Below are 1,805 nucleotides of genomic sequence, written 5' to 3'. Positions count from 1 at the left end.
CGTTGTCAATCAAGATCAGGACGGTAGAGCCGCTTTCCGAAAAGCTGTCCACCGTGCGGATCGCTTCTTCGGTCATTATTCTCCCTCGGAGTCAATACGACCCGCTGGGTCGTTCAGCCACCCGGGTAGAAGACGCCCCTCCGACATCGTCATCACCCGCAAACGAACTCTAGCCGAGACGTTCGGCTCCGGTAAGAAACTTAACCTTTAATAAAGTTAACATTGTGCGCAGTAACGCCGCAAGCTGGCGGCACCTCGGCTCGCATGCCAAAAGGTTTGTGGAACCTGCAGGTCGACGATGAGCACTCGGGACTCGTAGGCTGCGGCCTGCTGCAGCGCGTGAGCCACCTGACCGGAGTTCGCCCGCGGTGCTGGAATCGATCTCCCCTGAGGCGTGTACCAGTACCGCTTCGGGTCGAACCTCGGAGTCGACCACCAACAGTTCCATCGCGTTCACCCGCTTCGATGCTCGCCCCGAGGCGGTCACAGATCTGCTGCAGCGCCTCGGGGTCTGCGCAACTGCGGAACCCGTTGTCTAGCGCGGTGTAGCCGATGCCGAGCGTGTCGCACTGGCGTTACACCCAGGAGGTGCCCGTTGAGCCAGATCCACACCGGCCACGGCGCGTAGGCGTTGGTCTTCCAGAACGCCCCACCCCACTGGGGATCCCACAGGTAGAAGTAGAAGTGATTGACGAAGGCCATCTGCCGGCCCCACTCCATGTGCGGATGCGCCACATGCTCTTGGCCTTTGGCCTTCCACGACCGCCACACCGGGGTCTTCTCTTGAGAGTGCCGGACCATGAGCCTGAACTGCGAAAAAGAGTAGGCCAAACGAGTACATTTCCCTGTGTAGTGACGCGGCTCACAGTAAAGTGACCAGTGGTCATCCAGTCGAGGAGGGCGATGCCGACAGTCACCTGGGCTCTGGATTTCAGCTCCTCGTAGGCGCTCGACGATTCCATCATCCAATTAGGAGCCGGTAGAGGTACATGTGTGATTACTGACAGCAAAGACGCTCACCACGCTGCCCATCAAATTCGCGCGACAGGCGTCGATCGCCGCAAGCCCTGCATATGCATCCGCACCGGCGCCGAATTCACCGTGGTTACTTTCAGCGGCGAGGTCGACGCGTCGGACATAGACGACTTGAGCCCGTACGCCTGCAGGGTGATACGCGACTGCGGTGTGCTGATCGCCGACCTGACCGGCTCCGACGCCATTACCGCCGATGGGCTGCGAGCACTGATCGCGCTCTGGTCCGCCGATCGACAAAGAGCCGACACAACTCTGGTTCGTGTCATGCGGATCTGTTATGAACACATGACGGTCGTGCTCCGTGCGGCGGATAATGATGATTCAGCGGCCGTATGTGGAGGATTGCGCTGCAGGGCCCGGTAGTCCGGCTCCTCCCACACGCGTACATCAGCTCGGGCGCCGGGCGGGTCGGTGCGACAGTGTCTGGGCAGCGCATTACCAGCGTCGTTGCGCGTTCCGCAGTCTCCCTCCGTCGACGCGATGCCCGGCCAACTGTCGTTGCCTGGGGATTAGCTACTTCGACCTGAAAAAGTCTCCACCGCGGTAACGGCGATTGGGCTGGCGGCTCGGTGGGGGCGGGTTTTGTGGCGGTGTCTGATTTTATGCTGCGAGTGTGCCGATCTTGACGAGGTTGTGGGCGAAGACGCCGTGTCCGCACCAGGTTCGAGCGCCCTGGATGCCGGTGAGCTGAGTGTCGTCCGCTTGCAGTGTAAGAACACTGACCGCTTCAGTTTGCCGAGCGCGCCTGCGCTTTGTTGTTGCGCTTACGT

Annotated in this window: 2 protein-coding genes; one reads left to right on the top strand and one right to left on the bottom strand. The window is 60.8% G+C overall.

The window, feature by feature from the left end:
• Window positions 1-483: 483 nt before the first annotated feature.
• Window positions 484-801, bottom strand: a complete 318-nt coding sequence (locus tag ABDV69_RS21380) for a hypothetical protein (RefSeq protein WP_343577841.1) — start codon at window positions 799-801, stop codon at window positions 484-486.
• A 192-nt stretch (window positions 802-993) separates the two neighbouring features.
• Here ABDV69_RS21380 and ABDV69_RS21375 point away from each other — a divergent pair, with 192 nt between their 5' ends.
• Complete coding sequence (locus tag ABDV69_RS21375; protein ID WP_343577839.1) at window positions 994-1,398, top strand: hypothetical protein; 405 nt, start codon at window positions 994-996, stop codon at window positions 1,396-1,398.
• The last annotated feature ends 407 nt before the right edge of the window (window positions 1,399-1,805 follow it).

The sequence above is a fragment of the Mycobacterium sp. genome (genome assembly GCF_039583785.1).
GTDB lineage: Bacteria > Actinomycetota > Actinomycetes > Mycobacteriales > Mycobacteriaceae > Mycobacterium.
This window is presented reverse-complemented; position numbering and strand designations above follow the sequence as displayed.

What these genes read in the sequence shown, in the direction of transcription:
- ABDV69_RS21380 (WP_343577841.1), bottom strand. Translation starts at nt 801, where the DNA reads ATGGTCCGGCACTCTCAAGAGAAGACCCCGGTGTGGCGGTCGTGGAAG.